We start from the raw sequence: 24,305 nt of genomic DNA, 5'->3' as shown, positions 1-24,305 counted from the left end.
TCCGATGAAAGTTCATGCGCAACGACTCGTCGCCGCGCGCCTCGGCCTCGCGCTGCTCACGCTGTTCATCGTGTCGATGGTGGTGTTCGGCATCACCGGCCTGTTGCCGGGCGACGCGGCACAGCAGGCGCTCGGCCAGGCGGCCACACCCGAACAGGTTGAGGCGCTGCGGCATCAGTTCGGCCTCGATCAACCCGCTGTTACGCGCTATGTGCAATGGCTCGTGCATGTGGTGACGGGCAACTTCGGCACGTCGCTGTCGAACAATCTGCCGGTCAGCGAACTGATCGCCACGCGTCTGCCGAATTCGCTCGTGCTCGCGGGGCTGACCGCGCTCGTGTCCGTGCCGGTCGCGCTCGTCATCGGCATTGCATCGGCGATGTATCGGGGCTCGCTCGTCGATCGCGCGCTCAACGTGCTCACGCTGTCGACCGTCGCCGTGCCCGAGTTTCTCGTCGCGACCATCGCCGTGCTGATCTTCGCGGTGAAGCTGCGCTGGCTGCCCGCGTTGTCGTATCTGTCGGATGTGTCGTCGTTCAGCGGGCTCGTGCGCACCTATGCGATGCCGGTGATGACGCTGTGCTGCGTGATCGTCGCGCAGATGGCGCGCATGACGCGTGCGGCCGTGCTCGACCAGTTGAACGCGTCGTATGTGGAGATGGCGCTGCTCAAGGGCGCTTCGCCGATGCGCGTGGTGTTGCGCCATGTGCTGCCGAACACCATCGGACCGATCGCGAATGCGGTCGCATTGAGTCTGTCGTATCTGTTCGGCGGCGTGGTGATCGTCGAGTCCATCTTCAACTATCCCGGTCTCGCGAGCCTGATGGTCGATGCCGTCACCAACCGCGACATGCCGCTCGTGCAGGGCTGCGTGATGGTGTTCTGCGCGGCCTATCTCGCGCTCGTGCTCATTGCCGATCTGGCTCAGATCGTCTCCAACCCGAGGCTGCGTCAACGATGAACCGGAACGTTTCTTCTCACGCCACGACCATGCTATACGACCAGCCTCCCGCCGACGCGCCGCAGGACGAGGCGCCCGTGGTCAAGCGCAGCGTGTTCAGGCGCCTCGTCGATCGCTTCGCCGTACTGGGGCTGATCGGTCTTTTCATCGTCGTGTTCTGGCTCGCGGTCGCGTTCATCGGGCCGGTCATCGCGCCGTACAAGGGCGGCGCGTTCACGTCGACGGAAGTGTTCGGCTCGTTCAGCGCGGCGCATCTGCTCGGCACCGACTATCTCGGCCGCGACATGCTGAGCCGCATTCTCTACGGCACGCAATACACGGTCGGGCTTGCGCTCGCATCGACGGTCGCGGCGAGCGTCATCGGCACGTTCTTCGGGCTGGTGGCCGCCGTGTCGGGGCGCTGGGTCGATGAAGTGCTGAGCCGTCTTTTCGATGCGCTCATCTCGATCCCGAGCAAGATTCTCGCGCTCGTCGTGATCGCCGCGTTCGGCTCGTCCATTCCGATGCTGATGATGGTCGCAGCGCTCGCGTACATCCCCGGCGCGTTCCGCATCTCGCGCTCGCTCGCGGTGAACATCATGACGCTCGAATACGTGCAGGTCGCGAAGGCGCGTGGCGAGAAGCTGTTCTACATCGCGCGAGTGGAAGTGCTGCCCAACATGATCCATCCGATGCTCGCGGACTTCGGCCTGCGCTTCGTGTTCATCGTGCTGCTGCTCTCGGGCCTGAGCTTTCTCGGCCTCGGCGTGCAGCCGCCGAACGCCGACTGGGGCTCGCTCGTGCGCGAGAACATCGGCGGGCTTGCGGAAGGTGCGCCTGCGGTGCTGATGCCCGCTGTCGCCATCGCGACGCTGACCGTCGGCGTGAATCTGCTCATCGACAGCCTGCGTCGTCATGGCGCGCGTTCGCATGGAGGCGGGCAATGACTACGAACATGATCGAAGTGAAGGGCTTGCGCGTCGTTGCTGGCGTCGCGCCCGATCCGGTCGTCGAGATCGTGAAGGGCGTCGACTTCACGGTGAAGAAGGGCGAAGTGCTCGCGTTGATCGGCGAATCGGGCTCGGGCAAGACGACCATCGCGCTGGCGCTGCTCGGCTATGCGCGTGGCGGATGTTCGATCGCGGGCGGCTCGGTGAAGATCGGCGATACGGATGTGTTGTCGCTCGATGCAAAGGGCCGCCGCGCATTGCGTTCACGCACGGTCGCGTATGTCGCGCAGAGCGCATCGGCGGGCTTCAATCCGGCGCGCACGATCATGGATCAGGTAACCGAGCCCGCGCTGCTGCACAAGCTCATGACGCCCGTCGCGGCGCGTCAGAAAGCGATCGGCCTGTTTCGCTCGCTCGCGTTGCCGAATCCGGAGACGATCGGCGATCGCTATCCGCATCAGGTGTCGGGCGGCCAGTTGCAGCGCCTCATGGCGGCGATGGCGTTGATCACCGATCCCGCCGTCGTCGTGTTCGATGAACCAACTACCGCGCTCGACGTGACCACGCAGATCGAAGTGCTCGCCGCATTCAAGGGCGTGGTGCGCGAACTGGGCACGACGGCGGTGTACGTATCGCACGATCTGGCGGTCGTGGCGCAGATGGCGGATCGCATCGTCGTATTGAACGGCGGACGCGTGCGCGAGAACGGCACGACCGCGCAAGTGCTCGACGCTCCCGCCGACGACTACACGCGCCAGTTGCTGGCGGCGACGCGCCGTCCCGAAGCCGAACTCACCATGCCGGACGAAGCGAGCGATGTCCCGCTGCTCGAAATCCGCAACCTGAGCGCGGGCTATGGCCGCATCGATGCGAACGGCGTACCCGCCGTGCGCGTGCTCGACGACGTGAGCCTGAAGATCGCGCGTGGCAGCACGCTCGGCGTGATCGGCGAATCGGGCTCGGGCAAGACGACGCTCGCGCGCGTGATCGCGGGCCTCGTGGATCGCGCGCGCGGCGACGTGCTGCTCGACGGCAAGCCGCTGCCCGCGAAGCTTTCCGAGCGCACGCTGGAGCAATATCGACGCGTGCAGATCGTGTTTCAGAACGCCGATACCGCGCTGAACCCGAGCCGCACCATCGCCGATATCCTCGCGCGGCCGATGAATTTCTATCACGGCCTGCGCGGTGCGCCGGCGCAAAAGCGCATGCTCGAACTGCTCGATCTGGTGAAGCTGCCGGCATCGATCGCGAAGCGTCAGCCAGGCGGTCTGTCGGGTGGACAGAAGCAGCGCGTGAATCTCGCGCGTGCGCTCGCGGCGAAGCCCGAGCTGATTCTCTGCGATGAAGTGACCTCCGCGCTCGATACGGTCGTCGGCGCGGCGATCCTCGATCTGCTCGCGGAACTGCGTCGTGAACTGAACGTGTCGTACATGTTCATCAGCCACGACATCTCGACGGTGCGCGCGATCTGCGACGAAGTCATCGTGCTCTACGCGGGGCAGTGCGTCGAAACGGGGCAGCGCGATGCGCTGTCGCATCCGCCGTATCACCCGTACACGGGCCTGCTGGTCGATTCGGTTCCCGCCTTGCGCCCCGGCTGGCTCGATTCGCGCCGCGCGATGGCGCTCGGCGCGTTGCCCGCGCTCGGCCCCGAAAGCGATGCGCCCGAGCTGTGCAGCTTCCGCTCGCGTTGCGCGGCGCGTATCGATGGCAAATGCAACGTGACGCCGCCTGCGAAGAAGACCTTGCCATCGGGCGCGGAAATTCTGTGCCATCACAGCGCCGACGATCTCTCGCGCATGCAGTCGGCGGAAACGGTGACGGCATGAGCGGACGGTTCGTGAGGGTCGCGGAGCAAGGGCGCAGTACGTTCGAGATCGTCATCGACGGCAAGCGCGCGCTCGCAGCCGCCGGCGACACGCTGATGGTCGCGTTGCTGACTTCGCAGGACGCGCTGCGCGATTCCGAATTCGGCGATGGCCGTCGCGCGGGCTTCTGCGTGATGGGCGCGTGCCAGGACTGCTGGGTGTGGATGGCGAACGGCGAACGCGTGCGCGCCTGCACGACACAGGCCGTCGAAGGCATGTCGATCGTCACGCGGCTCTCGCAAGCAAAGGAGGGCGTATGGCCGCGACTGTGATCGTGATCGGCGCGGGGCCGGCGGGCGTGCGCGCGGCGCAGGCGCTGGTCGAAGCGGGTCTGCGTCCCGTGGTGATCGATGAAGGCAGGCGCGATGGCGGGCAGATTTATCGTCGTCAGCCAGAGGGTTTTACGCGCACGTATGAGACGCTGTACGGCACGGAAGCGCAACGCGCGCGGGCCTTGCACGAAAGCTTCGATGCGTTGCGCGCGAAGATCGACTACGTGCCCGATACGCTCGTATGGAACATCGAGCCGAACGCGGTGCATGTGGTGAGCGGCACACGTCATCGCAAGCTCGCGTTCGATGCGCTCATCATTTGTAGCGGCGCGACCGATCGTCTGATGCCCGTTCCGGGCTGGCATCACGCGGGCGCGTATAGCCTCGGCGGCGCGCAGGTCGCGCTGAAATCGCAGGGCTGCGCGATCGGCGCGCGCGTCGTGATGATGGGCACGGGACCGTTGCTGTATCTCGTCGCCGCGCAATACGTGAAGGCGGGCGCGACGGTGAGCGCGGTGCTGGATACATCGACGATCGCGCAACGGCTGCGCGCGTTGCCGCAATTGCTCGCGATTCCATCGACGCTGAAGAAGGGCATCGCGTTGATGCGCGTGCTCAAGGATGCGCGCGTGCCGGTCCATCGCGGCATCACGCCAGTTCAGATTCAAGGGACGCCGGAGCGCGGCGTGCAAGGCGTGCGCGTCAAACTCGCCGATGGCGCGCTGCTGGACGTCGAATGCGATGCCGTCGCGCTCGGTTATCACTTGCGCTCCGAGACGCAGCTCGCCGATCTCGCGGGCTGCGAATTCCGCTTCGATCAGGCGTTGCAGCAGTGGCTGCCCATCGCCGATGAAGACGGCCGCAGCAACGTGAAAGGCATCTATCTGGCGGGCGATGGCGCGCGCGTGCGCGGCGCGGATGCGGCCGAACGCGCGGGGCGGCTTGCTGCGCTCGCCGCATTGAAAGATCTCGGTATGACGCGCGACGAAAGCGAGGCCAACAATTTGCGCATGCAGCTATCGCGTTTCACGCGCTTTGCCGCGGGCTTGCGCACGGCATTTCCGTGGCCCGCGCGACTGGCCGCCGCGTTGCCGGATGAGACCATCGTGTGCCGCTGCGAAGCGATCACCGCTGGCGAACTGCGACGCGTGGTGAACGAAATGGGCGCGCAGGAAGCGAATCGCGCGAAGGCGTTTTCGCGTGTCGGCATGGGACGATGCCAGGGCCGCTTCTGCGCGCATGCGGGCGCGGAAGTGATCGCGGCGCAAGCGCGCGTGCCGCTCGAAGCGGTTGGACGCCTGCGCGGACAAGCGCCCGTCAAACCTTTGCCGATGGCGCTCGCGCCGCATCAGGACATGGAGACGAGCGAATGAGCGAGCGCGCCGATGTGATCGTGATCGGCGGCGGCATCGTCGGCACGTCGACAGCCTTGTTTCTGCGCCGCCGCAAGCGTTCGGTGATTCTGCTCGAACGCGGCCTGACCGGACAGCAGGCAAGCGGCGTGAACTTCGGCGGCGTGCGTCGGCAAGGACGCGCGCTCGAACAACTCGCGATGTCGAATCGCGCGCTCGACACATGGCGGCGTTCGCGCGAATTGCTCGGCGAGGATATCGAGTTCCTGCCATCGGGTCATACGCGCGTGTGCTATCACGCGCATGACGCGGAATACTTTCATCGCTATGCCGCCGATGCGCGTGACTACGGACTCGATCTCGAAGTGCTCGAAGGCGCGGCCATGTTCCGACGCTTTCCTTTCCTCGGCCGCGACGTGCTCGCCGCATCGATCTCGCCGCTCGACGGCCATGCGAACCCGCGTCTCGCCGCGCCCGCGTTCGGGCGTGCCGCTGCGCGACTCGGCGCCCGCATCGTCGAGAATACGGAAGTGATGCACGTCGAAAAGGAATCGGACGGATTTCGCGTGCAAACCGCGACGGGCGATGTGTATCGCGCGGATCAAGTGCTGATTTGCGCGGGCGCGTGGGCCAATGCGCTGTCGACGCAATTCGGCGAACCGGTGCCGCTCGCGGCGCGCGGCCCGCAAATGGCCGTGACCGAACCCGTGCCCTACGTGTTCCAGTTTTCGATGGGCGTGTACACGTCGATCAAGGAAGAGAGCGTGTATTTCCGGCAGATTCCGCGCGGCAATATCGTGCTGGGCGGCGGTCCTGCCGGCCCCGCCGATGCCGGCACGCGCAGAGCTTCTGTTCTGCCGGAGAACACCGTCGCGCAGATGGCGCAGTTCCGCCGCATGGTGCCCGCGATGGGTCCGCTGCATGTGATTCGCGTGTGGAGCGGAGTCGAAAGTTATCTGCCGGATTCGGAACCGGTGATCGGACCGAGTTCGAAAACGGACGGCCTCTTCTATGCGTTCGGCTTCAGCGGATCGGGCTTTCAGATCGGCCCGGGCGTCGGTGAAACGCTCGCCGAGCTGATCGATACGGGCAGCACGCCGATCGATCTCGCTTCGTTTTCCATCAGACGATTTCAGCGCGCATCGTCGACGCACGCGGAATCGGTCACTTCCGAGTCTTAGCCATGAGCCAAGCCAATCTCGTCGACGCGCTCGCCTATATCGAAGCCAATTTCGATCAGACCGTCAGCCTTGCGCAGCTTGCGGATCTGTCGGCGCTGAGCGTATCGCGTTTCGCGACCGTATTTCGCGAGCAATTCGGGCTGTCGCCCTACAAGTATCTGTGCGAGTTGCGCGTGCGGCGCGCGCAGACCTTGTTGCTCGCGGGCGTGCCGGGATCGGTCGTCGCAACGGAAGTGGGCTTCTTCGATCAGAGCCATCTCGCGCGGCATTTCAAGCGCATGTGCGGCATGACGCCGAGCGCATTCGTTGCGCGCACGCGCAAGAAAGCGCGCTCAGCCGAGCGTGATGCCGGAATGCTTAAGCGCGTCGCGCAAACCCAGCCGCGGGTACTGGCTTTCGACGATGCGCAGGTCGCTTAACGCTTCCTGAATGATCCACGCGCGCACATCGGCGACGATGGGCCTGACGGGCCGGTTCGGCGGCGTGAGCAGGCAGCAGCGCCGGCTCGTGACAATCAGTTCCTCTTCGGTCGGCACGAGCGCGCCTTGCGCAAGCCAGTGCGATGTCACGTTGAGCCACCCGAGCGCGATGCCCTGGCCCAGCAGCGCCGCCTGCACGACAATCGCGTAGTCGTTGAATCGCAACATGCCCGCTGCATGGCGCGCCTTTGAAGCGAATGCATGAAAGCGCTCGTGCCAGCCGCGCTCCTCGTCATCCATGACGATCACCGTATCGCCATGCGCGCGCGCCGCGTCCGTTTGCGCGAGTTCGTGATAGCGCGGATTGCAAAGCGGCAACAGCATCTCGGGCATGACGAGCACGGCGTTCTCGTCGATTTCCTCATCGTGAACAAAGCGCATGCCGAGATCGACATCGACGAGCGGCCCGCCGATGCGCCCTGATATCAATTGAAACCGCAGATCGACGGAAGGAAACGCCTGATTCAGGCGGCTCATGCGCGGCATGAGCCAGTGCGTGGTGAAGCCGGTGGACACAGACAGCGTGACCGTTTCGATGCCCGTCGCGCGCGCTTCTATTTCGCGGATCGCGCTTTCTATGCCGCTGAAGCCTTCCGATATCTTGCGATAAAGAATTTCGCCGCTTTCCGTGAGTTCGATGCCGCCGCGCACGCGCTCGAAAAGCCGCACGCCGATATGGTCTTCCATGCGCGCGAGCATGCGGCTCACGGCGGGCTGACTCACATAAAGCTCCTGCGCGGCGCGCGTGAAATTACCGCAGCGCGCAGCCGCTTCGAACACGAAAAGCGCGTTTGCGCTGGGCAGTTTTCTGCGAAGGTTTGGCATGACTTCGTGTTATGCCCGATCCAACAATTTTGGAATTGCCGTCAAAAACATCGCGACATAGTATTTTCCCAACCATTGCTCTTTTCGACGAGACGAACGACATGGACGCACGCGCTAAAACCGGAGTGTCGATCAGGTCCGCGACCAAGCGCTACGGCGCGGTGACAGCGCTGGACGATGTATCGCTCGATATCGCGCCCGGCGAGTTCGTCTCGCTGCTCGGGCCATCGGGTTCGGGCAAGACGACGCTGCTCGGCATCCTCGGCGGTTTCGTGCAGCCGTCTTCGGGCAGCGTGTGGGTCGGCGAGCGTGACATTACATTTGCGCCGCCGCACAAGCGAGAGATCGGCATCGTGTTTCAGAACTACGCGCTTTTTCCGCACATGAGCGTGGGCGAGAACGTCGCGTTTTCGTTGCGCGCGCGCCGCGAGCCGAAATCGACCTGGGCGAAACGCGTCGCCGATGCGCTCGCGATGGTCGAGCTCAAAGGTTATGAAGACCGCGGCATCCATCAGCTTTCCGGCGGACAGAAACAGCGCGTGGCGCTCGCGCGTGCAATCGTGTTTCAACCGCAACTCATTCTGATGGACGAACCGCTCTCCGCACTCGACAAGCAGTTGCGCGAGACCATGCAGATCGAATTGCGCAGACTGCATCGTCAGCTCGGCGCGACCATCGTCAACGTGACGCACGATCAGCGCGAGGCGCTCACGATGAGCGATCGCGTCGCTGTCCTGAAGGATGGCCGGCTCGTGCAGATCGATACGCCCGAGCGCCTGTATGACCGTCCCTGCGATGCGTTTGTCGCGAGCTTCATCGGCGAAGCGACGATGCTCGATGTCACGCGCGCCGGCGACGACGCCGTGCGTCTCGGCGACACGATTCTGCGCACCGCGCACCCTTTACCGCGCGGCGAAAAGCTGTTGCTCGCCGTGCAGACGGAAAAGCTCGTCATCGACGGCGATGCGGGTCACGCGAATGTGAACCGTCTTTCATGCCGCGTGACCGAAGTGCTCTATCAAGGCGAGAGCCTGCGCGTATTCGCCGCGCTGCCCGACGGCACCGCTATCAGTCTTCGGCAGCCCGGCAGCCACGAGGCGCGCAAGCGCATTCCCGCGCCGGGCGCCTCGATGACCGTCGCGCTCGATCCACAGGACACGATCGTCGTGTCGGCCTGATGCTTTTTCACCGCAACCCGTAGAGGATGAAGCAATGAATCTCACTGATTTCAAGGTTCTGACGTTCGATGTCGTCGGCACGCTGATCAACTTCGAAAAGGGCGTGCTGGATTCCGTGCGCCGGCTGGGCGGGCCGAAGGCAAAGGACCTGACCGATGATCAGATCTTCGAGCCGTATATGGACGGACGTGCAAAGCATCCGGGCCGCTCCAGTCATGAAATGTCGAATGTCTATCTGCATCTCGCGAAGCAACTCGGCCTGCCCGACGACGCGCAGTCCGCCGCTGCGTTTCAGCGCGATGTGCTCGAATGGCCCGCGTTCGAGGACTCCGTCGCCGCATTGAAGCGTCTGCGCAAGCACTTCCGTCTGGTGGCGATGACCAATGCGGATCGCGTGGCGTTGTCGGCGTATGCGCACACGCTCGGCAATCCGTTCGACGATACCGTGTGCTGCGATGAAACCGGCGTCGCGAAGCCCGATCCGCAATTTTTCGCTTATAACCGTGGGCGTCAGGCTGCGTTCGGCTACAAGTTCGAAGAGATTCTGCATACGGCGCAGAGCCAGTATCACGACATCGGCATCGCGACCAAGCTCGGTTATGCGACGTGCTGGATCGAGCGGCGTCAGGGCTTGAAGGGCTTCGGCGCGACGCCGGTGCCCGAAGCCGTCACCGCGCCGACCTGGAAGTTCGCGACGCTGGCCGCGCTCGCGGATGCCGTGGACGACGAAGTACGCGCCGCTGCCTGACAATGCGCGCGCCAACCACAGCATCGCGCCCGCAACCCGAATCGCTATGGCGGGCGATGGCCGCGCGCGTGCCCGTGATGGACGCGCCGGTCAGCACGGGCGCGCCGCTCGCACGCGACATCGATGTGGAAGTGGCGATCATCGGCGCGGGTTATTCGGGCTTGAGCGCCGCGTATGCGCTGCAAAAGCGCGGCGTCGAATGCGCGGTGCTCGATGCGAATCCGGTCGGTTGGGGCGCGAGCGGACGCAATGGCGGCGTGGTGTCGTCGAAGTTCCGGCTATCGTTTCCGGCCATCGCGGGCGCGCATGGCATCGATGTCGCGAAGCGCATGCATCGGCTCGCGCATGACGGCGTACGCACGGTCGAGGCGTTCATCGACGAATTCAGGCTGACGCGCGCGCGATTCGAGCATACGGGCAGCTTGCGCTGCGCGCATACGGAGCGCGCGCTCGCATCGATCTGTGCCGAAGCGGACTGGGTGCGCACGATGCTCGGCGATGCATCGATGAGCGTGCAATCGCGTGCGCAAGTGCAGCATGAAACGGGCTCGACAGGCTTCGTCGGCGGCGTGCTGAGCGCGGATGCGGGCACGATTCTGCCGCTCGAATACGTGCGCGGCATCGCGGCGGGCCTGACCGCGCGCGGCGTGCCGATCTACGACGCGACACCGGTGATCGACATGTCGCGCGCGCAGGACGGCCGCGCGCATTTGCGAGCGCCGGGCGGCACGGTGCGCGCGAGGCAGGTGATCGTCGCGACCAACGCGTACTCGAATCTGACCGATGCCACGGCTTCGTATCATCGTGAACTGGTGCCGTTCAGAAGCGCGATGATCGCAACGGCGCCGCTGTCGCCCGAGCTCGATGCGCAACTCATGGTGCAACGCCGCAGCTATACGGAAACGCGTCGCATGATGAAGTGGTTCCGGAAGGTCGATGGCCGCATGCTCTTCGGCGGTCGCGATGCATTCGGCAAGGAAGGCGAGCCGACCGGCTTCGATGCGCTGCAACGCGCGATGGTCGCGCTCTTTCCGCAATTGAAGGATGTGGTGGTGGAGTATCGCTGGTCGGGCTATGTCGGCATGACCTTCAACGCGCTGCCGCATGTCGGCCGCAGCGACGACGCCACCACGTTCTGTCTCGGCTACAACGGCGCGGGCATCGCAATGGCGAGTCTCATCGGTCAGCACGCGGCGGCGCTCGCGCTCGGCGAAAAGCCGGAACTCGCGCTGCTGGCGCAAGACGGCTTGCGGCCGGTGCCGTTTCATGCGCTGCGCGCGCCGGGCGTCAGGCTCGTCGCCGCGTGGTATCAGTTTCTCGACGCCGTAGGTGCATGATGACGACAGCCAAACGGATTCTCCAGGACACCGCCGTGATGCATGCCGCCACGATCGACCCCTCGGTGCGCCATCAGCGCCGCGAAGACCGCACGATGCTGATGTTGATGGCGCCCGCGTTGCTGGTGGTGATCGTGCTGCTCGTCGTGCCGCTCGCGTGGCTTTCGTGGCAGTCGCTTTATCACGACGGCGTGCTCTCGCTCGTGAACTATCGGCGCGTCTTCACGGGCGCGTATCTCGACACGTTCGTGCTGACCTTCAAGCTCAGCTTGATCGTGACGGCCATTACGCTGCTGCTCGGTTATCCGGTCGCGTATTTCGCGGCGTCGATCTCGCCGCGATGGAGCGCGCTCGTGCTCGGCATGGTGATCCTGCCGTTCTGGACCAGCGTGCTCGTGCGCACCTACGCATGGCTCGTGCTGTTGCAACGCACGGGGCTCATCAACAAGGCGCTGCTCGGCATGGGTTTGATCGATCGGCCCTTGCAGCTTTCGTATAACCAGTTCGGCACCATCATCGCGATGGTGCATATCCTTCTGCCGTTCATGGTGCTGCCGCTGTATTCCGCGATGCAGAAGATTCCGCCGAATCTATCGCAGGCGGGCGCGAGCCTCGGCGGTTCGCCGCTACACGTGTTTCTGCGCGTGTTCCTGCCGCTCTCGATGAGCGGCGTGCTCGCGGGCGTGACGCTCGTGTTCGTGCTGTGCCTCGGCTTCTACATCACGCCGGAGCTGATGGGCGGCGGCAAGTCGATGATGGTGTCGATGATCGTGAGCCGCAACGTCGAGATCTATAACAGCTGGGGCGCGGCGAGTTCGGTGAGCGTGGTGCTGCTCATCTGCGTGTTCGCGATCTTCTACGGCGTGAGCCGCGTGATTCCGCTCGAAAAGACGTTGGGGGCGAAATGATGCAAATGAGGAATACGATGTCCTTGGGTCGAGTGACGTTGGCTGCATCGGTGATGCTGATTCTCGCGTTCCTGATGATTCCGGTTGTGATCGTCGTGCCGCTTTCCTTCTCCGATGCGCGCTTCCTGACGTTTCCGCCGCCCGCTTATTCGCTGCGCTGGTATCACGCGTTCTTCGATAACGCCGCATGGATCGATGCCGCCAAGACCACCTTCGCTGCCTCCACATGCGCGGCCCTGATCGCGACGCCGCTCGGCGTCGCGGCGGCTTACGGCATTCAGTACGGATCGCACTGGTCGCGGCGCTATCTGCGCCCGTTGTTGATGCTGCCGTTGATGGTGCCTATCATCATCGTCGCGGTGGGCGTATTCTTTGTCTTCACGCAAGCGGGTTATGTGAATACGCTCGGCGGACTGATCATCGCGGACACGATGCTCGGCCTGCCTTATGTGCTCATCTCCGTGGGCGCGGACTTGCGCACGTTCGACCGCACGCAGGAGATGGTCGCGCGCAGTCTTGGCATGAACCGCTTTCGCGCCTTCATGGCGGTGACGTTGCCGCAGATCAAGGCGAGCGTGATTTCCGGCGCGGTGTTCGTGTTCATTCAGGCGCTCGATGAAACCGTCGTCGCGCTGTTCATTTCCGGCGGCAGTAACCAGACGCTCACGCGCCGCATGTTCGTCACGCTGCGCGATGAAATCGATCCGACCATTGCCGCCATCAGTACGATGTTGACGGCGCTGACCTTGTGCCTCGTGATGATCGTCGTCGTGAGCCGGCGTTCTTCGACGGTGGCGCGAGCCTGACTCTTCCACTACTCAAAAATATGCGACATCTCCAGCAGTTCTATATCGATGGCGAATGGGTCGAACCTTCGGGCAGCGCGCGTTTGCCTGTCATCGATCCGTCGACGGAAGAAACGATCGGCGAAGTCGCGCTCGGCGATGCGCACGATGTCGATCGCGCGGTAGCGGCGGCGCGGCGCGCGTTCGTATCGTTTTCGCAGACGAGTGTGGAAGAGCGCGTCGCGTTGTTGCAGCGCCTGCTCGATGCGTACATCGCGCGCTATGACGAGATGGCCGAGGTCATCTCGCGCGAGATCGGCGCGCCGACCAAGCTTGCACATGCGTGGCAGGCCGCGCTCGGCAAGCGGCATATCGAGGAAACGCTGCGCACTGTCGAGCGCTTCCAGTGGCAGCGCAGCAAAGGCACGACGCTCGTCAATCACGAACCCGTGGGCGTGGCCGCGCTCATCACGCCGTGGAACTGGCCGATCAATCAGATCGTGTGCAAGGTCGCGCCGGCCATCGCGGCGGGCTGCACGGTAGTGCTCAAACCGAGCGAAGTGTCGCCGATGAACGCGATCCTGTTCGCCGAAATCATCGACGCGGCCGGCGTGCCCAAAGGCGTGTTCAATCTCGTCAATGGCGACGGACCGACGGTCGGCGCAGCATTGAGCGCGCATCCGGATATCGACATGGTGTCGTTCACCGGATCGACGCGCGCGGGCATCGAGATCGCGAAGCTGGCCGCGCCGACGGTGAAGCGCGTGCATCAGGAGCTGGGCGGCAAGTCTGCGAACATCCTGCTCGACGATGCCGATTTCGACGCCGCCGTGACCGCGGGCGTGAACTCGTGCTTCAGCAACAGCGGGCAATCGTGCAATGCGCCCACGCGCATGCTCGTGCCCGCGTCGCGGCACGATGAAGCGGTGGCGATCGCATTGCGCGCGGCGCAGAAGCACCGTGTCGGGCCGGCCGACGATCCTGCCACGACGATGGGCCCCGTCGTCAGCGATGTGCAGTTCGGGCGCGTGCAACGGCTGATCGATGTCGGCATCGAAGAGGGCGCTTCACTGGTGACGGGCGGACCCGGACGTCCCGATGGACTCGAACGCGGTTATTACGTGAAGCCGACCGTATTCGCGAACGTGAATCCGTCGATGACGATTGCGCGGGAGGAAATCTTCGGGCCGGTGCTCGCGATCATGCCGTATCGCGACGAAGAGGAAGCGATCGGCATCGCCAACGATACGCCGTACGGTCTGGCGGCGTATGTGCAGTCGAAGGATCAGGCGCGTGCGCGTCGTGTGGCGATGAGAATGCGCGCGGGTAGCGTGTACGTCAATTATCCGGCGTGGGATGCGGGGTCGCCGTTTGGCGGGTATAAGCAATCGGGGAACGGGCGGGAATATGGCGAGTGGGGGTTGGAGGCATTTCTCGAAGTGAAGGGGATCGTGGGTTACGGCGAGTAGTTCAGAGCGCGCGCGGCCGTTTCATATTCGTCACTCGCCGCGCCGCGCAACGCATCCGCCACCCGTTCCGCGATCATGATCGTCGGCACGTTCGTATTGGCGCACGGAATCGAAGGCATCAGCGACGCGTCGCACACATGCAGCCCTTCGACGCCGTACACCGCGCCATGCGAATCCGTCACGGCCAACGGATCGGTCGATGACCCCATCCGGCACGTTCCCGACGGATGCCACGTTCCTCCGACATTGCGTTGGACGAACGCGGTCATCGCGCGATCGTCGGCGAGCGGCTCTGCGATGCTCACGCCTTGCGTCACGACGCTCTTGATCAACGCGCCGCGCAGAGGTCCGGCGATATCGAGCAATGTACTCAACGCGCCACGCTGCACCGCGTTCCATGTCCCCGGCACGGCCACCGCCGCCACGCGCGGCGAATAGCTCGATGGAAAGATCACATCGCGATGCGCATTCATCGAAGGCGATGCCAATACGGCAGCGCCGAATCGCAACGCGAGCTTCAGACGTTCGAGATCGCGCGAATCGGAGAGCATCGCGAAATCGACATCGGGTTCATCGAACGCACTCGCCGACGCCAGCGTCACGCGTCCGCGCGAGTACGACTTGTTGACCCAGAAGAAGATCGTGCCCAGCCTATAACCCACGGAATGCCAGCCCGAACGCGACAGAATCGCGCCGTGCATGTCACCTTGAACGGTATCCGCCAAGCCGGACGAGAAGCGCACGATAGCCTGCTCGTGATGCTCGTCCGGAAACGGCGTACGCGCGGCGCGCGGCAGGAACGCGGAGACGGCGATCGACGGATGTTCCATCAGATTGCGCCCGACGCCCGGGCGATCCGCAAGCACGTCGATGCCGAGCGCGGCGAGTTCGTCGGCCGGTCCGATGCCGCTTCGCATCAGCAACGCGGGACTGTGTATCGCACCGGCCGACACGATCACGCGTCGCGCTTTCAGCTCTTCACGCGTGCCGTCGGCGCGAACGATGCACGCGCCGATCGCACGCTTGCCATCGAACAGAATGCGCTCGACGACTTCACCGGTGCGTATGGTCAGATTGCTGCGTGCGCGTGCGGTATCGTCGAGATAACACACCGACGTGGGGATGCGTTCTCCGTTCGCGCTCACGCCAATCGAGCCGATGAACGTACCGTCTTCCCAAGGGCCGTTCTGGTCTTCGTGCAGCGCATGACCACGCTCGGCGAGCGAGTCGAGCACCGCGCGCACGAACGGCGAAATGCGCGGCCACGTCGGGCGCTGAATGCGCAGCGGTCCATCGCCGCCATGCAACGGGCCGCTGAAATCGCAATCCGTTTCGAGCTTGCGAAACCAGGGCAGACACGTCCGCCAGTTCCAGCCATCGGCGCCGAGCGTTTCCCACTCGTCGTAGTCGGCGGGCGAGCCGCGATTGGCCATCAGCGCGTTGATCGCGGAGCCGCCACCCAGAAGCCGCGCCTGTTCATAGCGGCGCCGCGCGCCGCTCATGCTCATGCTCATGCGCGCTTTCAACTGCTGCCAGATGTTGCGCGTGTCGAGATACGCGCGGCCCGGATAGCGGCTGCGAATGGCATCGGGCATCGTGTGCGCGGAGATATCGCGACCCGCTTCGACGAGACATACGTTCGCGCGCGCATCTTCGGAAAGGCGCGCGGCCAGCACGCAGCCGGCCGAGCCGCCGCCCAGAATCAGATAGTCGAACACGTATGGCGACGAGTGAACCGCGTCACTGCATGAACTTGAGCCAGCGAGCCTTGGCCTGAATGCCGGGCTCGGTGGCCCACCATTCTTCCGACAAGAGCGCCTGCTTCGCCGCGTTCGCCGGCGCGCTCGGGAGTTCGGCCGCGCGCTTGTCGGTGATCTTGCCGGTCTTGAAGGCGGCCGGATTGCCCGGACCATAGTCGATATAAAGCGGCAGATTCGCCTGCAATTCCGGCGACACGGCTGCATTCAGAAAGCGCACGGCGTCGTTCAGATTCGGCGCGTTCTTCAGGATGCAAAGCTGCGTGTTCTGCAGAATGCCATCGTTGAACGTGAAGGCGATGTTGGGATCATCCTTCATCACGGCGCTCGCGCGGCCGTTCCAGATCATCGTCATGTCGACTTCGCCGTCGTGCAGCAATTGCGCTGACTGGCCGCCCGATGTCCACCACACCGTGACGTTCGGCTTGATCTCTTCGAGCTTTCTGAAGGCGCGATCCACATCGAGCGGATAGAGTTTGTCGCGCGGCACGCCATCCGCGAGCAGGGCGGCTTCGAGCACGGTCATCGGGTCGTTGCGCAGCGCGCGCGTGCCGGGGAAATTCTTCACGTCCCAGAAGTCCTTCCAGCTTTGCGGGACCTTCTTGAGCGTTTTCTTGTTGTAGCCGATGACGGTCGAATAGAACTCGTAGGCCACCGAATACGGCGTGCGGTATTTCTCGGGAATGGCTGCCGCGTTCGGGATCTTCGAGAAATCGAGCTTCTCCAGCAGGCCTTCGCGCCCGCCGCGCAGACAGTTCGAGGTCGGTGTATCGACGACATCCCAGATCGGCTTGCCGGTGGCCCCTTGCGCCTTGATTTGCGGCCACGCATCCGGAATGCTGTCCTGCGTGATCGTGATGCCCAGTTCTTTCGCGGCGGGATCGAGAATCGCCTTGGTCTGCGCTTCCTGATACGCGCCGCCCTGCGATACGAACGTGATCTTGCCCGCGGCGAACGCCGGCGCCGTGCCCGCGATGGACAGCAGCAACGTCATGGCGAGCGGGCGAATGGGAAAGTGCGGACAGCGGAACCTTGCAATCTTCATCACGGCGTATTCCTCGAACAAGGTTGATGCAGCGGACGTATTGCAGATGACTAAAAATATATTGAGTCAAATACGCGGCGGCAACGCCGGAATTGTTGGAGTGACCATGACCTGATGTTATGTCAGGGCAATGGCCACGTCCGGTCAGAAGATCACGTAGACCTTGCGCATGGTTTCATCGACTTCCCATGTGCCTTCGGTGTTCGCTTCGAAGAAGAGCGTGTCGCCGCCGGTGAAATGGACGGTGTCTTCGCCATCGGGGGTGAAGCGGCCGCGGCCCGCGAGAAAATGCATCACCTCGGCCTGTTTCACCGAACGGCGGTACGTGCCGGCTGTGCATTCGAACACGCCGGTATCGATGGCTTCGCTGCCCGGGATTACTTTCTGAACGCCGCTTACCTTGATTTCCTGCGTGCCGGGGAGGCCCGCCGTGCCCCAGTCTTCCAATCCCTCGATTGCTATGCTCTGCTTGATCTGCTGAACTTTCATGTTTCTGCCTCTGGAGAAGATTGTTTGGTTTTTTCGCCGGATCCCGGGATCCGGCGACGAAGCTCTAATTGAATCGAATGCGCTGTTCGATCTTGCCGAGCCTCACGACCGTCACCCCCGGCCGCAACTGCCGCAACGACGGCATCACGAGCATGCAATCGTCATACGGCGTTTCGACAGGCTCGCCATCCAACCAGCCGATCACACTGCCCGCGTCAGGAAACACTTCGAGACCGGTGTACTCGCCGGCGAAACGGAAGTCCATGCTCTTTGCAACGACGGGCTCCGTCACGCGCACGATGAGCATTTCCGGCGGCGATGGCTGAATCCAGCCCGCAGGCAAGTCTTCCTCGTCGACCACGCCGGACAGCACGAGAAACCGCGCCGTCACATCACGCGCAACCGTGACCGCATTCGCTTCCCAATGTTGTCCGCATTCGATCAGCAACGCGTTCTTCGGGCTTCCCGCATCGCCGAAGCCTTCGTAATCACGCATGCGCCGGCCTTCTGGATGGCCTTCATCGCAAATGACGGTCGCAGGCGTGCCGAGCTTCGCCGACAGTTCGATGCCCTTGTCCAGCGGTCCCGCGACGATCAGCGGCTTGCTCTTCTCATGCATCGAATGAAGATCGAGCAGCAGATCCACCGTATCGACGACAGGTCGCATCGCGCGGGCGCGGCACAATTCGCTCGAATCGCGCGAGGCGTCGTCGAGCGTCTGCGCGGTCCACACGCGATTGAAGTCCTGATCGACGAAGCGCGATGCGTCGGGCTTCTCCGCATCGAAGCGCGCGTAGGCATCGACGTTGGCGAATGCGAGCGTGAGCTTGCCGCGCCGCGGTTTCAATTGCGCGCGCAGCAATGCATCGACGACGATCGCGCCGCACACTTCGTTGCCGTGCGTGAGCGCGTTGATCATCACATGCGGACCATCGACGCCCGAATCGAAGGTATGCACATAAGGCACGCCCGCATTGCCCGCCGCATGCACGCCGATATCGGGAAACGTGATCTCGATCGGATACGCGTTCATTCGAGTCCGCCCTGACAGAGGTATTTGATCGAGAGGTAATCGTCGAGACCGTATTTCGAGCCTTCGCGTCCATAGCCCGATTCCTTCACGCCGCCGAACGGCGCGGCCTCGCTTGAAATCGCGCCTTCGTTGATACCGACGAGCCCCGATTCGAGCAGACGCGACACGCGATCGATGCGCTTCAGGTTCTGGCTATAGAAATAAGCGGCAAGGCCGAACGGCGTGTCGTTGGCGGCGCGGATCGCTTCGGCTTCGTCGTCGAAACGGAACAGCGGCACGACCGGGCCGAAGGTTTCCTCGCAGCTCAGTTGCATCTCGGGCGTTGCGTCGGCGAGCACGGTCGGCGCGTAGTAGTTCGGACCGAGTTCGGCCAGACGCTTGCCGCCCGTGAGCGCGCGCGCGCCATGTTCGAGCGCATCGTTCACGTGACGTTCGATCTTCTCCACCGCGCGCGCGTTGATCATCGGGCCGATCTGCGCGTCGGCATCGGTGGCGGGCGCGACCTTCAATGCCGCGACACGCTTCGCCAGAAGATCGGCGAACTTCTCATAGACAGATGACTGCACATACACGCGATTCGGGCATACGCAAGTCTGCCCGCCATTGCGGAACTTCGATGCCATGAGGCCCGTGACGGCGGCATCGAGATCGGCATCGTCGAACACGATGAAAGGCGCATTGCCGCCGAGTTCCAGCGACAGCTTCTTCAGCGTGCCCGCCGATTCGCGCGCGAGATACTTGCCCACCGGCGTCGAGCCCGTGAACGTGATCTTGCGCACGCGGCCATCTTCGAGCCAGTCGGCGACGGCTTCCTGCGCGTTCTCGCGCGAAGCGCTGAGCAGATTCAACGCGCCCGCCGGCACGCCCGCTTCATGCGCGAGCAGCACCAGCGCGAGCGCGGTGAGCGGCGTGTCCTCGGCTGGCTTGCCGACGACCGTGCAGCCCGCCGCGAGCGCGGGCGCGATTTTGCGCGCAATCATCGCGAGCGGAAAATTCCACGGCGTGATCGCCGCGACGACGCCCACCGGTTCCTTCACCGCGCTCATGCGCTTGCCGCGCTGCTGCTGCGGAATGATGTCGCCATAGATGCGCGTGGCTTCATCGGCGAACCATGCGACATACGACGCGCCGTACATCACTTCACCGCGGCCTTCCGCGAACGGCTTGCCTTGCTCGAGCGAGATGAGACGCCCGAGCGTATCCGCGTTCTCGACGATCAGCGCATGCCAGCGATGCAGCACGGCCGCGCGGTCCTTCGGCAAGGTATCGCGCCAGGCAGGGAACGCGCGCGCGGCGGCATCGGTGGCGGCGCGGGCATCGGCGGGGCCGCTGTCGGCGACCTGCGCGATGATGTCGCCCGTCGCCGGATCGGTGACGGCGAAGCGCTTGCCGCTCGCGGCGGGAACCCATTTGCCGTCGATGAAATTGTCGGCGCGAATCAGATCGCTCAACTCGTAGCGTTGCGTCATGATGGTCTCCACAAGGATCAGGCGAGCAGGCGCGCAATGGCCGTGCCGACTTCCGTCGTGTTCGCGCGGCCGCCGAGATCGCCGGTATGCGGCCCTTGCTTCAGCACGGTTTCGATGGCGGAAAGGATCGCATCGTGCGCGGCCCGTTCGCCGAGGAAATCGAGCATCATCGCGGCGGACCAGATCATCGCGACCGGATTGGCGATGCCCTTGCCCGCGATATCCGGCGCGGAACCATGCACCGGCTCGAACAGGGACGGGAAATTGCGCTCCGGATTCATGTTGGCCGAAGGTGCAACGCCGATCGTGCCCGTGCATGCCGGACCGAGATCCGAAAGAATGTCGCCGAAGAGATTCGTCGCGACGACCACGTCGAAGCGGTCCGGACTGAGCACGAAGCGCGCGCACAGAATGTCGATGTGCTGCTTGTCCCACTTGATGTCGGGATACTGCTGCGCGATTTCGGCGGCGCGCGAATCCCACCACGGCATGCTGATCGAAATGCCGTTGCTCTTGGTCGCGACGGTCAGTTTCTTCTCACGCTTTTGCGCGAGATCGAACGCGAACTTCAAGACGCGTTCCGCGCCCTTGCGCGTGAAGATCGACGTTTGCGATACGAACTCGCGATCCGTGCCTTCGAACATCGTGCCGCCGACCGACGAATACTCGCCCTCGGTGTTCTCACGCACGATCATGAAGTCGATATCGCCCGCCTTGCGATTCGCGAGCGGCGAGGGCACGCCATCGAACAGGCGCGCCGGACGCAGGTTGATGTATTGATCGAACTCGCGGCGGAACTTGAGCAACGAGCCCCACAGCGAGATGTGATCCGGCACCGTGTCCGGCCAGCCGACCGCGCCGAACAGAATGGCGTCGCTGTCCTGCAGTTGCGCTTTCCAGTCATCGGGCATCATCTGGCCGTGCTGCGCGTAGTAATCGCAACTCGCCCACTCGATATGCCGGTACTCCAGTTCGATATTGAAGCGCTTGCTCACGGCATCGAGCGCGCGCACTGCTTCGGGCATCACTTCCTTGCCGATGCCGTCGCCCGGAATCACGGCAATACGATATTTGCTGGACATGTGCTACTCCGCGTGAAGTTGATCGACGATAAAAAGCACGCGCGTGCAAAAAGCCCGCGCGTGCGTTCGAATGAAAAAGGTCGAGGCGCGTGCCTCAGTGATGGCTCTGCGAGAAGAGCGTTTCGAGCGGGTAATGCGTCTTGACGAACGACGTCTTGATGATGACATAGCTGAAGTACTTCTCGATGCCGATACCGCGCTCCAGCAGTCCCTCGATGATGCTTTGATAGTGGCTCACGCTGCGCGTGACGAACTTGAGCAGGTAGTCGTAACCGCCGCTCGCGAGATGACATTCCACAATCTCGTCGACGTCTTTCACCGCGTTCACGAAGTTGATGAAGTCCTCGCGGCGATGATCCGCGAGCGTGACTTCCGTGAAGACGACCTGCACGTCGCCGAGCTTTTCCAGTTGAATCTGCGCACCGTAACCGACTATATAACCCGCCTTCTCCAGCCGCTTCACACGAATCAGGCAAGGGCTGGGTGACAGACCGACCGCATCGGCAAGCTCCACGTTCGTGATGCGCCCGCGCTTCTGCAATTGCGAGAGGATACGCAGATCGATTCGGTCCAGCTTGCTGTCGTTGCTCATCGTGACGGGTTCGGTCTCGCATGTCGGCGGTCGGTCGATGTTATCACGCGGCCGCGCGAGAACTGCATCCGGACGCGCCCGTCAATGCGGCGCGCACGTCGCTTTGCGCAAGCACGTCGTCGAGCGTTTTGGTAAGGCGCTCGAACAGCATGTCGAAGTCCGCTTCGGTATAGCAGAGCGCCGGCGCGAAACCGAGAATGTTGTCGCCGAACGCGCGGAACACGAGGCCGTTGCCATAGGCCGCAGCGGCGATGCGATCGGGCAGTTTCAACGAAGCATCGAAGCCGCGCTTGCTGTCTTTATCGGCGACGAGTTCGAGCGCGCCGAGCAAACCGCGATGACGCGAATCGCCGACGAGCGGATGCGCGAGCAACGCATCGAGGCCTTGCGCGAAGCGCGGCGCCTGCGCCTGGCCGTTCGCGAGCAGGCCGCCTTCGTGATAGAGCCGCATCACTTCCAGACCGATCGCCGCGCTGACGGGATGCGCCGAGTACGTATGACCGTGACCGATGACGGCGGATGCATCGCCGCCATCCGCGATGCCCTGATACACGGCATCGGACATGAGGACCGCGCCCATCGGCGCATAGCCTGCGGTCAGGCCCTTCGCGACCGTCATCAGATCCGGCTCGACGCCTTCGCCCTCGCACGCGAAGAGCGGACCGGTGCGGCCGAAGCCGGTGATGACTTCATCGGCGACGAAGAGGATATCGAGCTTGCGGCACGCTTCACGCATCGCCTTCAACCAGCCGACGGGCGGCACGATCACGCCGCCCGAGCCCTGGATCGGCTCGCAAAAGAACGCGGCCACATGATCCGCGCCGAGTTCCGCGACCTTCGCTTCGAGCGCCTGCACCGAAGCCGCGATGAGCGCGGCGTCGTCGGCGTAGTCGTTGCGGTAGGCGTACGGCGACGGAATGTGATGCTGGGTCGGCAGCGGCAGATCGAAGTTGCGATGAAACGCGGGCAGCGCCGTGAGTCCCGCGCCGATCGACGACGAGCCGTGATAGCCGCGTTGCAGCGCGATGCAATGCTTCTTCGACGGACGGCCCGTCGCGTTGTAGTAATGCGTGATGAAGCGCAGCGCGGAATCGACCGCATCCGAGCCGCCGAGCGTGAAGTACACGTGTTGCAGCGAGGCGGGCGCGAGTTCGACGAGCTTAGCGGCGAGTTCGATCGCGGGCTCGGAGCCGAAGTGGAAATAGCCCGTTGCGTAGGGCAGCTTCGTCATCTGTTTCGCGGCGGCCTCGACGATGCTCGCGTGACCATAACCCGTGTTCACGCACCACAGGCCGGAGAAGGCATCGAGCAACTGCTTGCCGTCGATATCGCGCAGGAACACGCCATCGGCGGAATCGAGCACGGTGACGCCGCGCGCCTCATGCGCGCGATAGCTGACGACGGGATGAATCAGGTGCTTACGGTCGGACTCGACAAGCGATTGAATCGGCATGATGCGGCTCTCTCTTCGCGAAGGGGGCGGAATGGCTCTTGACCGTTTCATACTATCGGCAGAGCTGTATCGCGCGCATCGCCAAAAAAATCGCCAAAAAGCAAATTCACGGCGTTTTGCGGGGCGCGCGCAGCATTTTGTGCTGCGCGCGCCGTGCGACGGTCAATAGCCGCGGGTGCGATCGATTTCGCCGGTCATCCGCTCGCCCGCGCGATGGCGACGCAGGTTGTCCAGCACGCGGTCGACAGCCGTTTCAGGACGCGTCGCGCTTGCGATATGCGGCGTCAGACGCACGCGCGGATGCGTCCAGAACGGATGCTCGACCGGCAGAGGCTCGGGATCGGTGACGTCGAGAATGGCGGCATGAAGCTGGCCGCTGTCGAGCGCGTCGAGCAGGTCCTGCTGGATCACGTGCGGCCCGCGCCCCACGTTGATGAACGACGCGCCTCGCGGCAGCGTATCGAACACGCGCTTGTCGATGAGACCGCGCGTTGCATCCGTGAGCGGCAGCAGGCACACGAGGATATCGGTGCGCGCGAGGAACGCATCGAGCGCCTCGGCGCCCGCATGACATTCGACGCCTTCGATCTCGTGCGGCGAACGGCTCCAGCCCGCGCAATCGAAGCCGAACAGACGCAGTGTTTTCAGCACCGCCGTGCCGAGCATGCCGAGCCCGAGCACGCCGACGCGTCTCGTCGCAGCGGCGCGCACGGGCATCTCGCGCCACACGCGCTCGCGTTGCAGCGCGGCGTAATCGAAGAGATCGCGATGAATGGTCAGCACGGACTGCGTCACATACTCGACCATGCCTTCGACGATGCCAGGCTCGGTCATCCGCACCACGGCCACATGGGGCGGCACGCCCGACAGATCGAACTGATCGATGCCCGCGCCGACCGAAAATATCACTTCGAGATTGGGGAAGGTCTGCATGACATCGGCGGGCGGCTGCCATGCGGCGAGATAGCGCACGGCGGCGGGATCGCCGATATCGGGCCATACACGGAACGGCACGTCCGGCGCCTTCTGCGCGAAGAACTGCGCCCACTGTCTGCCGCGTTCGGGATCGGCCTTGTAGAGGATCGTCATGGTC

The 24,305-nt window shown here is 63.8% G+C and carries 23 protein-coding genes; 13 read left to right on the top strand and 10 right to left on the bottom strand.

Going from position 1 to position 24,305, the window contains the following annotated elements; translation table 11 throughout:
• Positions 1-4: 4 nt before the first annotated feature.
• Genes AWB80_RS28140 through AWB80_RS28110 form a run of 7 tightly spaced genes read left to right on the top strand, consistent with a single transcriptional unit; the run spans position 5 to position 6,982 of the window.
• On the top strand, positions 5-961 hold the full coding sequence (locus tag AWB80_RS28140; protein ID WP_061177957.1) for an ABC transporter permease: 957 nt from the start codon (positions 5-7) through the stop codon (positions 959-961).
• The gene (locus AWB80_RS28135) at positions 958-1,887 is read left to right on the top strand and encodes an ABC transporter permease (protein ID WP_061177956.1); all 930 of its coding nucleotides are present in this window, start codon (positions 958-960) and stop codon (positions 1,885-1,887) included. Before AWB80_RS28140 ends, AWB80_RS28135 begins: the two co-directional genes overlap by 4 nt.
• Positions 1,884-3,719, top strand: a complete 1,836-nt coding sequence (locus tag AWB80_RS28130) for an ABC transporter ATP-binding protein (RefSeq protein ID WP_061177955.1) — start codon at positions 1,884-1,886, stop codon at positions 3,717-3,719. Before AWB80_RS28135 ends, AWB80_RS28130 begins: the two co-directional genes overlap by 4 nt.
• Positions 3,716-4,030 carry a (2Fe-2S)-binding protein gene (locus AWB80_RS28125; RefSeq protein ID WP_061177954.1) on the top strand — a complete coding sequence of 105 codons (315 nt, stop codon included), beginning with the start codon at positions 3,716-3,718 and terminating at the stop codon, positions 4,028-4,030. The genes AWB80_RS28130 and AWB80_RS28125 overlap by 4 nt, the downstream gene beginning before the upstream one ends.
• Positions 4,015-5,403: an FAD/NAD(P)-dependent oxidoreductase gene (locus AWB80_RS28120; RefSeq protein ID WP_061177953.1), complete on the top strand. Its 1,389-nt coding sequence runs from the start codon at positions 4,015-4,017 to the stop codon at positions 5,401-5,403. The genes AWB80_RS28125 and AWB80_RS28120 overlap by 16 nt, the downstream gene beginning before the upstream one ends.
• Positions 5,400-6,563: an NAD(P)/FAD-dependent oxidoreductase gene (locus tag AWB80_RS28115; RefSeq protein ID WP_061177952.1), complete on the top strand. Its 1,164-nt coding sequence runs from the start codon at positions 5,400-5,402 to the stop codon at positions 6,561-6,563. The genes AWB80_RS28120 and AWB80_RS28115 overlap by 4 nt, the downstream gene beginning before the upstream one ends.
• Positions 6,564-6,565: 2 nt before the next feature.
• Positions 6,566-6,982 carry a helix-turn-helix domain-containing protein gene (locus AWB80_RS28110; protein ID WP_061177951.1) on the top strand — a complete coding sequence of 139 codons (417 nt, stop codon included), beginning with the start codon at positions 6,566-6,568 and terminating at the stop codon, positions 6,980-6,982.
• On the opposite strand, the gene AWB80_RS28105 is transcribed toward AWB80_RS28110, so the two are convergent.
• The gene (locus tag AWB80_RS28105) at positions 6,896-7,867 is read right to left on the bottom strand and encodes a LysR family transcriptional regulator (protein WP_061177950.1); all 972 of its coding nucleotides are present in this window, start codon (positions 7,865-7,867) and stop codon (positions 6,896-6,898) included. The two genes, AWB80_RS28110 and AWB80_RS28105, sit on opposite strands and share 87 nt — an antisense overlap.
• A gap of 101 nt (positions 7,868-7,968) precedes the next feature.
• Here AWB80_RS28105 and AWB80_RS28100 point away from each other — a divergent pair, with 101 nt between their 5' ends.
• Genes AWB80_RS28100 through AWB80_RS28075 form a run of 6 tightly spaced genes read left to right on the top strand, consistent with a single transcriptional unit; the run spans position 7,969 to position 14,292 of the window.
• Positions 7,969-9,045 carry an ABC transporter ATP-binding protein gene (locus AWB80_RS28100; protein WP_061177949.1) on the top strand — a complete coding sequence of 359 codons (1,077 nt, stop codon included), beginning with the start codon at positions 7,969-7,971 and terminating at the stop codon, positions 9,043-9,045.
• 34 nt (positions 9,046-9,079) lie between these two features.
• Positions 9,080-9,793, top strand: coding sequence for an HAD-IA family hydrolase (locus AWB80_RS28095; protein ID WP_061177948.1), 714 nt, complete (start codon positions 9,080-9,082; stop codon positions 9,791-9,793).
• Between the two features lie 2 nt (positions 9,794-9,795).
• Positions 9,796-11,130 carry an NAD(P)/FAD-dependent oxidoreductase gene (locus AWB80_RS28090; RefSeq protein WP_061177947.1) on the top strand — a complete coding sequence of 445 codons (1,335 nt, stop codon included), beginning with the start codon at positions 9,796-9,798 and terminating at the stop codon, positions 11,128-11,130.
• The gene (locus AWB80_RS28085) at positions 11,127-12,038 is read left to right on the top strand and encodes an ABC transporter permease (protein ID WP_061177946.1); all 912 of its coding nucleotides are present in this window, start codon (positions 11,127-11,129) and stop codon (positions 12,036-12,038) included. The genes AWB80_RS28090 and AWB80_RS28085 overlap by 4 nt, the downstream gene beginning before the upstream one ends.
• 17 nt (positions 12,039-12,055) lie before the next feature.
• On the top strand, positions 12,056-12,844 hold the full coding sequence (locus AWB80_RS28080) for an ABC transporter permease (protein WP_087131650.1): 789 nt from the start codon (positions 12,056-12,058) through the stop codon (positions 12,842-12,844).
• Between the two features lie 20 nt (positions 12,845-12,864).
• A complete protein-coding gene (locus AWB80_RS28075) occupies positions 12,865-14,292 on the top strand; it encodes an aldehyde dehydrogenase family protein (RefSeq protein WP_061177945.1) in 1,428 nt (475 codons plus the stop codon).
• Here the strand turns inward: AWB80_RS28075 and AWB80_RS28070 are convergent.
• The 9 genes from AWB80_RS28070 to AWB80_RS28030 form a co-directional block, all read right to left on the bottom strand.
• Positions 14,280-16,010 carry a GMC family oxidoreductase gene (locus tag AWB80_RS28070; RefSeq protein ID WP_061177944.1) on the bottom strand — a complete coding sequence of 577 codons (1,731 nt, stop codon included), beginning with the start codon at positions 16,008-16,010 and terminating at the stop codon, positions 14,280-14,282. The two genes, AWB80_RS28075 and AWB80_RS28070, sit on opposite strands and share 13 nt — an antisense overlap.
• Positions 16,011-16,032: 22 nt before the next feature.
• A complete protein-coding gene (locus AWB80_RS28065; protein ID WP_061178019.1) occupies positions 16,033-17,094 on the bottom strand; it encodes an ABC transporter substrate-binding protein in 1,062 nt (353 codons plus the stop codon).
• A 144-nt stretch (positions 17,095-17,238) separates the two neighbouring features.
• Positions 17,239-17,583: a cupin domain-containing protein gene (locus AWB80_RS28060; RefSeq protein WP_061177943.1), complete on the bottom strand. Its 345-nt coding sequence runs from the start codon at positions 17,581-17,583 to the stop codon at positions 17,239-17,241.
• 64 nt (positions 17,584-17,647) lie between these two features.
• A complete protein-coding gene (locus AWB80_RS28055) occupies positions 17,648-18,616 on the bottom strand; it encodes a M14 family metallopeptidase (protein WP_061177942.1) in 969 nt (322 codons plus the stop codon).
• Positions 18,613-20,085, bottom strand: a complete 1,473-nt coding sequence (locus tag AWB80_RS28050) for an NAD-dependent succinate-semialdehyde dehydrogenase (protein ID WP_061178018.1) — start codon at positions 20,083-20,085, stop codon at positions 18,613-18,615. The genes AWB80_RS28055 and AWB80_RS28050 overlap by 4 nt, the downstream gene beginning before the upstream one ends.
• A gap of 17 nt (positions 20,086-20,102) precedes the next feature.
• Complete coding sequence (locus AWB80_RS28045; protein WP_061177941.1) at positions 20,103-21,167, bottom strand: tartrate dehydrogenase; 1,065 nt, start codon at positions 21,165-21,167, stop codon at positions 20,103-20,105.
• A 94-nt stretch (positions 21,168-21,261) separates the two neighbouring features.
• Positions 21,262-21,759: an Lrp/AsnC family transcriptional regulator gene (locus AWB80_RS28040; protein WP_061177940.1), complete on the bottom strand. Its 498-nt coding sequence runs from the start codon at positions 21,757-21,759 to the stop codon at positions 21,262-21,264.
• A 43-nt stretch (positions 21,760-21,802) separates the two neighbouring features.
• A complete protein-coding gene (locus AWB80_RS28035) occupies positions 21,803-23,212 on the bottom strand; it encodes an aspartate aminotransferase family protein (RefSeq protein ID WP_061177939.1) in 1,410 nt (469 codons plus the stop codon).
• 162 nt (positions 23,213-23,374) lie between these two features.
• Complete coding sequence (locus AWB80_RS28030) at positions 23,375-24,301, bottom strand: 2-hydroxyacid dehydrogenase (RefSeq protein ID WP_061177938.1); 927 nt, start codon at positions 24,299-24,301, stop codon at positions 23,375-23,377.
• Positions 24,302-24,305: the final 4 nt, after the last annotated feature.

This window comes from Caballeronia pedi, from assembly GCF_001544915.2.
In the GTDB taxonomy this organism is placed as follows: domain Bacteria; phylum Pseudomonadota; class Gammaproteobacteria; order Burkholderiales; family Burkholderiaceae; genus Caballeronia; species Caballeronia pedi.
The sequence above is the reverse complement of the archived record's forward strand: the minus strand, read 5'-3'. Positions and strand labels throughout refer to the sequence as shown.